A 6,932-nucleotide genomic window follows, 5' to 3' on the forward strand; every position below is an offset into this window, starting at 1 on the left:
CGCGAGACCCTGCTGGTCGCCACCGACTTCGGCGCCGGAACCATGACCGAGTCCGGCTATCCCTTCATCGTCAAGACGCTGAAGCGCGGCCAGACCCTGGCCCAGGCGACCGAGGTCTATCGCGGCGAACAGGGCGACGGCGGCTACGGCGTCAGCCCCGCCGTCTATCGCGACAAGGACGGCAAGGAGACCGCCGTCATCATCACCCGCCCGCTGGACACCTTCCGGTCGGAGACGTGGAGCCTGGGCCACGATGGTAAAACGACTCAGCTTCGTCTGCCGGCTCGCGTCTCGGTCTATGGCGTCCTGAACGACGCCCTGATCTTCTCGCCGGAAGAGAACTGGAACCTGACCGGCGGGACGGCGTTCAAAGGCGGAGACCTGCTGTCGATGCCGTTGGCGGTGCTGCAGGCGCGGGCCGACGGCGAGACGGTCGTCAGCAAGGCCGCGCCGCTGATTTTCTCGCCTGACGCGCGTCAGGCTGTGGGCGACGTTCGCGTTCTGTCGGATCGCGTGGTCGTTTCCTACACGGACAATGTGCGTGGACGTGCTGGCGTCTTCCGTTCGAACGGCGAGCGCGGCTGGAGCCGTCAGGACATCACCGTCCCTGACAACCTCGCGGTCGGTCTGGGCGACTCGTCCAAATCACGCGGCGAGGTCTTCGTCTCGACCCAAGGCTTCTTGGTTCCGCCGACTCTCAGCCTGGCCGATGCGGACGCCGCGACCCTGACCACGCTGAAGTCAGCGTCCGCCAAGTTCGACGCGTCTCGCGACGTGACCGAACAGTTCGAGGCGACCTCGACCGACGGGACCAATATCCCCTATTTCGTCACCCGCCCGCGCGACATGAAGCTGGATGGGTCGAACCCGACCGTCATGCTTGGCTATGGCGGTTTCCAGGTCAGTCTGAACCCGGCCTACAAGCCCGAGATGGGCAAGCTGTGGCTGGAACGGGGCGGCGTCTTCGTCCAGGCCAATATCCGGGGCGGCGGCGAATTCGGGCCCGACTGGCACCAGGCGGCGCTGGACGGCGATCGTCAGAAGGCCTTTGACGACTTCGCCGCCGTGGCGCGCGATCTGGAACAACGCGGGATCACCAGCCCGCGTCGCCTGGGCATCTATGGCCGGTCGAACGGCGGGGTCCTGACCTCGGTGTCGATCACCCAGCACCCTGAGCTGTTTAACGCGGCGGTGATCGAGAGCCCGCTAGTGGACATGCTGCGCTATCACGAACTGCCGGCCGGGGCGTCGTGGATCGGCGAATACGGCGACCCGCGCATTCCGGAAGAAGCCGCATGGATCGCGAAATATTCCGCCTATCAGCAGCTCCGTCCGGGCCAGCCCTATCCGCGCGTCTATCTGACCACCAATACGCGCGACGACCGGGTCCACCCCGGCCATGCGCGCAAGTTCGCCGCGCGCCTGGGCGATATGGGGTATGACCACCTTTATTATGAGGACACGGCGGGCGGCCACTCCAACGACGCCGACCCGGTCGCCAACGCCCGTCGCTGGGCCCGCCACTATGTCTATCTGTCACAACAGCTGATGGATTGAATGAAGCGGAGAGAGCCTCACGCGAATATGAGGCGCTCCCTTTCAGCCCAAGAGATAAGAACGACGGAATGAACACCAAGGGTTGGATCATCGCGGGCACGGTCATGGCGGGCGCCCTCATGTCCGTCGCCTCGGCGGCCCAGCCGGCGGCGGGGCGTCCGCCGCTTGCGCCGCGCCATGCGACGGCCAACGGCCCGCCGGTGGTCGTCGAACTGTTCACCGCCCAGGGCTGCGGCGGCTGCATCGAGGCCAATGCGGCGGTGGAGAAGGCGGCGGCTCAGCCCGGCGTCATCGCCCTGACCTACGGCGTCGACTACTGGGATTACCTCGGCTGGACCGACACCTTCGCCCGGCCAGAGTTCGTTCAGCGCCAGCGCGCCTATCGCGCCGCCCTGCGCCAGCGCGGCGTTTCGACGCCCCAGGTCGTGATCGACGGCCGACGTCAGGTGTCGGGCGCCCGCAGCGTCGAGCTTGAAACCGCCATCGGTCAGGAGGCGGTGCGTCAGGCCTGGCCGCCCGAGATCGAATTCCGCGAGAACGGAGCCGGCGTCGGCGTCGGTTCCGGCCGCGCGCCGGTCGGCGGCGCCGAGGTGGTGGCGGTGACCTATACGCCCGGCCCCCAGGTGGTCGAGGTCCGTCAGGGCGAGAACCGGGGTCAGGCCGTGCGGCACATGAACGTCGTGCGCGGCGTGACGCGCCTGGGCGAATGGCGCGGCCGCCCGATGCTCTACGCGCTGCCATCCGCCCGCCCCGGCGAGGCCGTCGCGGTGCTGGTGCAAGGCAAGACGGACAAGCGCATCCTGGGCGCCGCCGTCAGAGACTAGGCCCCGGCCTTCTTCGCAAAGCCCCACGCCGCGTCGCTGAGCGGGCCGACCTGGGCCGCCATCGTTCTGGCGTGGGCGCTGGCGGCGGTTCCGTCGCGGACGCGGCCGGCGATGCCCTGGCAGATCGCTGCCAGGCGGAACAGGTTGTACGCGTAGAGCCAGTCGAGGTTGGCGGGCCGCATTCCCGTCGCGGCGGCGTAGCGTTCGACGGTCTCTTCGACGGACGGAATGCCTAAGGCCTCCAGATCGGCGCCGGCGAGGCCGTTGCGCAGCGAAGCCGGAATAGCCCAGGCGATCAGCAGATAGGAGAAGTCGGCCATCGGATCGCCCAGGGTCGATAGCTCCCAATCCAGCACGGCGCGAACCTCTGCTCGATCCGGCGCCAGGATCATGTTGTCGAGACGAAAGTCGCCGTGGACGATGCGGCTGGGGCCTTCAGCCGGGAGGCTTTCGGGCAGGAAGGCGATCAGCCGGTCCATTGCCGGAACCGGCTCGGTCTCCGACGCATGATACTGTTTGGTCCAGCGGCCAACTTGACGCGCGAAATAGTTTCCGGCCTTGCCGTAGTCCCCCAGGCCGATGGCGGCCGGATCGAAGGCGTGCAGCCGGGCCAGCGTGTCCGTCTGGGCCTCATAGACGGCGCGGCGTTCGGCGGGCGTCAATCCGGGCAGTTTCAAGTCCCAGAAGATCTGACCCTCGACCTTGTCCATCACATAGAAGATCGAGCCGATGGCGCTTTCGTCCAGGCATAGGGCGTGAGGCTTGGCGACGGGGAAGCCCTGCGCGGCCAGAGCCGAGATGATCTGAAACTCGCGGTCGACGGCATGGGCGCTGGGCAGCAGGACGCCGGGCGGTTTGCGACGCAGCACATAGGCGGCAGTGGGCGTCACCAGTTCATAGGTCGGGTTCGACTGGCCGCCCTTGAACTGACGCACCGTCAGCGGGCCGGCGTATCCCGAGACGTGGGCGCGCATCCAGGCGTCCAGCGCCGCCTCGTCCAGGCGATAGCGCGGATCGACCTCGCGCGTGCCGGAGAAGGCGCTCTGGGCGTCCAGCGGGGCGGCGTCGGTCATGCGGCGGTCCTCGTCGTTTCCTTGAGCCGTCCGGCTCTCACGCCCGGTCCGACGCGGCGATGATGGCGGCCTTCACCGCGCGACGCCAGCCGGAAAGCAGACGCTCGCGCTCGTCCGCCTTCATGCGTGGTTTCCAGCAGGCGGGCGCCTCGGCCGGGCGTGCCTGCAAGTCCGGCAAAAGGCCGACGCCCAGGGCCGCCAGGCGCGCGGCGCCCAGGGCCGTCATCTCCTGGAAGGCCGGACGCTCCACCTCGACTTCGCAGATGTCGGAAACGAACTGCATGGCGAAACTGTTGGCGGTGACGCCGCCGTCCACCTTCAGCGTCTTCAGAGGCGGGGCGCCGTCGGCCGCCAGGGCGTCGAGCAGATCGCGCGTCTGATAGGCCAGGGCTTCCAGCGCGGCGCGGACGAAATGGGCCGGACCGGAATCCCGTGTCAGCCCGACGATGGTCCCTCTCGCTTCCGGTTCCCACCATGGTGCGCCCAGACCCGTGAAGCCGGGGACCATATAGACCCCGCCGTTGTCCTTGAGGGTCTGCGCCATCGCCTCCGACTGGCGCGACTCCGAGATCAGCCCGACCCCGTCTCTCAGCCACTGGATCGCCGAGCCAGCCGAGAAGATCGACCCCTCCAGCGCATAGGCGGACTGGCCGTCGGCCTGATAGCCGAGCGTGCCCAACAGACGCCGTGTCGAGGCCACGGGCTCCGCGCCGACATTGGCGACCAGAAAGGCGCCGGTGCCATAGGTGATCTTGGCGTCCCCGGCCTTCAGCGCCCCATGCCCGACCAGGGCCGCCTGCTGGTCCCCCGCCGATCCGGCGATGGGCAGAGGCTGGCCGAACATCGCCGGATCGCTCTCGCCGATCACACCCGCGCAAGGGACGATGCGGGGAAGGGCTTCGCGCGGGATGTCGAACAAGGCGCACAGGTCGTCACGCCATTCGACCGTCCTCAGATCCATCAGCGACGTGCGTGATGCATTGGTCGCATCGGTGGCGTGGACCCGGCCGCCGGTCAGCTTCCAGATCAGCCAGGCGTCTATCGTGCCCAGCTTGACCTCGCCCTTCGTCGCACGCTCGCGCGATCCGGGCACGGCGTCCAGCAGCCAGGCAAACTTGGTCGCCGAGAAATAGGGATCAAGGATCAGGCCGGTCGCGGTCTGGACCCTAGGCTCGTGGCCTTGGGCGGTCAGGCGTGCCGTGACGTCGGCGGTGCGACGATCCTGCCAGACGATGGCGCGATGCAGCGGCTCGCCGGTCGCCGCGTCCCAGATTACGGCTGTTTCCCGCTGATTGGTGATGCCGATGGCGTTGAAGCGGGCGACGCCTCCGGCCTTGCGCACCACCTCTCGACAGGTCTGGAGCGTCGCGGTCCAGATTTCGGCGGCGTCATGTTCGACCCAGCCGGACTTCGGGAAATGCTGGGCCAACTCGATCTGGCTCACCGCGACGGGCCTCAGGTCCCCTCTTTCTTCGCCTGCCGCGCTTCGTGCGACTTGAGGCGCGACCGCGAAGGCGATGGCGCGGGTCGAGGTCGTGCCTTGGTCGATGGCGAGGATCAGGCTCATGGTTCTCTCCCGGCTGCGTCTTGGGTAAGGGGAGCATATGACGACCCACCTGCCCAGCTATGAAGGCGTCCTCGACGCCGCCCGCCAGATCGACGGAGTCGCCGTCCGCACGCCCCTGCTCGAAAGCCCGACCCTGAACGCGGTGGTCGGCGGGCGGGTTCTGATGAAGGCGGAAAGCCTGCAACGCGCCGGAGCCTTCAAATTTCGCGGGGCCTACAACCGCATCAGCCGACTGACCGACGAGGAGAAGGCGCGCGGCGTCGTCGCCTTCTCGTCCGGCAACCATGCGCAGGGAGTCGCCGCCGCCGCCGCCATGGTCGGCACGCCGGCGATCATCGTCATGCCGTCAGATTCGCCCAGGGTGAAGGTCGAGGGCGTAATCGCCTTCGGCGGCGAGGTGCGCTTCTACGACCGCTGGACCGAAAGCCGCGAGGCCATCGGCGCGGCCATCGCCGCCGAGCGCGGGTCGATCCTGGTTCCACCGTTCGATGATCCCTTCATCATCGAGGGCCAAGGGACGACGGCGCTGGAAATGCTGGATCAGGCGGATGCGCCGTTCGACCAGCTCCTGTGCGGGGCGTCCGGAGGCGGGTTGATGGCCGGGATCAATCTGGTCATGGCCGAACGCAGTCCCGCGACGCAGGTGTTCGTGGTTGAGCCCGAAGCCTTCGACGACACCGCGCGGTCGCTGGCGGCCGGAGAGCGGGTCGGTCATCCGCAAGGCGCGCCCTCGATCTGCGACGCCCTGATGTCGCCGATGCCGGGTGTGCTGACCTGGCCGATCAACCGGCGGCTGGCGGGGGCGATCACTGTCTCGGATGCTGAGGTCGCGGAAGCGATGCGGTTCGCCTTCCGCCATCTCAAGATCGTCCTCGAACCAGGCGGCGCCGTCTCGCTCGCGGCCCTGCTTGCCGGAAAGATTGAGACGCAAGGACGGACGACGGCCATCGTGCTTTCAGGCGGCAACGTCGATCCGACGCTGTACGCCGAGATCATCGAAGGGCGTTTCGGCGGCTGAGGGTCTTTCTTTCGTGACAAGGGTCGGCCAACCTCGCATCACATGAACTGAGGAAACGCACGATGACCAAGGCCAGTGAACTTCAGGCATTGATCGGCCAAGAGGTCGGGGTGTCGAAATGGTTCGACGTCACCCAGGCCCGGATCGACGCCTTCGCCGATTGCACCGAAGATCACCAGTTCATCCATGTCGATCCGGAAGCGGCCAGGGCCACACCGTTCGGTGGAACCATCGCGCACGGCTTCCTGACCCTGAGCCTGGCTTCGGCCATGAGCTATGATGCGGTGGCGCCGCTGGAGGGCGTCGTGATGGGCGTGAATTATGGCTTCGACAAGCTGCGGTTCCTGGCGCCGGTGCCGGCAGGGTCACGCATTCGCGGTCGCTTCAAGCTTTTATCGGCCGACGACAAGGGCGGCGGACGCTGGTTGCTGAAGCACGAACTGACGGTCGAGATCGACGAGGCCGACAAGCCGGCGCTGATTGCCGAGTGGCTCGGGATGCAGATGGTCAATCCAAAGATAGAGCCGTGACACTCGCATAGGTTAGAATGTCTCAATGCGGGAGATTGTGACGCATCGACGGCCAGAGATTAACTATTCTGTGCGTGGACGCCAAATTCATCTGTATCATCAAGGCCACGGTATCGCCTTTGCTGATCGATACCGTCACGTTTCCGCCTCGACCTTATACAGCAAGGCTGGTAAGACCCGCGTAGGCGGTAGACCCGCCCCCTACTATAACAGAGGCGGAGGGATACCCCCCTATGCGTATGAAGACTTTCGTGCTGGCCTCCAGCGCAGCGGCCGCCCTGGCCCTGTCGGCTGGTGCTGTGTCGGCGGAACCCAATGGCTGGTACGGCGCCATCGACGCCGGCTACCACATGATCGACGATA

At 66.9% G+C, this 6,932-nt stretch carries 6 protein-coding genes; 4 read left to right on the forward strand and 2 right to left on the reverse strand.

The genetic code is table 11. From position 1 onward, the window contains the following. Positions 1-1,557: prolyl oligopeptidase family serine peptidase (locus tag RT123_RS15100; protein WP_313010006.1), on the forward strand; the 1,557-nt coding region annotated here is incomplete at its 5' end. Between the two features lie 68 nt (positions 1,558-1,625). Then, entirely contained in the window at positions 1,626-2,381 is a 756-nt protein-coding gene (locus RT123_RS15105) for a DUF1223 domain-containing protein (protein ID WP_295188662.1), read from the forward strand. On the opposite strand, the gene RT123_RS15110 is transcribed toward RT123_RS15105, so the two are convergent. Next, a complete protein-coding gene (locus RT123_RS15110; RefSeq protein WP_313010007.1) occupies positions 2,378-3,454 on the reverse strand; it encodes a phosphotransferase family protein in 1,077 nt (358 codons plus the stop codon). The genes RT123_RS15105 and RT123_RS15110 overlap by 4 nt on opposite strands. A gap of 37 nt (positions 3,455-3,491) precedes the next feature. Beyond that, entirely contained in the window at positions 3,492-5,021 is a 1,530-nt protein-coding gene (gene glpK / locus RT123_RS15115) for a glycerol kinase GlpK (protein WP_313010008.1), read from the reverse strand. Positions 5,022-5,058: 37 nt separating this feature from the next. On the opposite strand from glpK, the gene RT123_RS15120 reads away from it, so the two are divergent. Both RT123_RS15120 and RT123_RS15125 read left to right on the forward strand, forming a co-directional pair. Then, a complete protein-coding gene (locus RT123_RS15120; RefSeq protein ID WP_313010010.1) occupies positions 5,059-6,039 on the forward strand; it encodes a threonine/serine dehydratase in 981 nt (326 codons plus the stop codon). A 62-nt stretch (positions 6,040-6,101) separates the two neighbouring features. Next, on the forward strand, positions 6,102-6,569 hold the full coding sequence (locus tag RT123_RS15125; protein WP_313010012.1) for a MaoC family dehydratase: 468 nt from the start codon (positions 6,102-6,104) through the stop codon (positions 6,567-6,569). The last annotated feature ends 363 nt before the right edge of the window (positions 6,570-6,932 follow it).

The organism is Brevundimonas vesicularis (genome assembly GCF_032067225.1).
In the GTDB taxonomy this organism is placed as follows: domain Bacteria; phylum Pseudomonadota; class Alphaproteobacteria; order Caulobacterales; family Caulobacteraceae; genus Brevundimonas; species Brevundimonas vesicularis_F.

What these genes read in the sequence shown, in the direction of transcription:
- RT123_RS15125 (WP_313010012.1), top strand. Translation starts at nt 6,102, where the DNA reads ATGACCAAGGCCAGTGAACTTCAGGCATTGATCGGCCAAGAGGTCGGG.
- glpK (WP_313010008.1), bottom strand. Translation starts at nt 5,021, where the DNA reads ATGAGCCTGATCCTCGCCATCGACCAAGGCACGACCTCGACCCGCGCC.
- RT123_RS15120 (WP_313010010.1), top strand. Translation starts at nt 5,059, where the DNA reads ATGACGACCCACCTGCCCAGCTATGAAGGCGTCCTCGACGCCGCCCGC.
- RT123_RS15110 (WP_313010007.1), bottom strand. Translation starts at nt 3,454, where the DNA reads ATGACCGACGCCGCCCCGCTGGACGCCCAGAGCGCCTTCTCCGGCACG.
- RT123_RS15105 (WP_295188662.1), top strand. Translation starts at nt 1,626, where the DNA reads ATGAACACCAAGGGTTGGATCATCGCGGGCACGGTCATGGCGGGCGCC.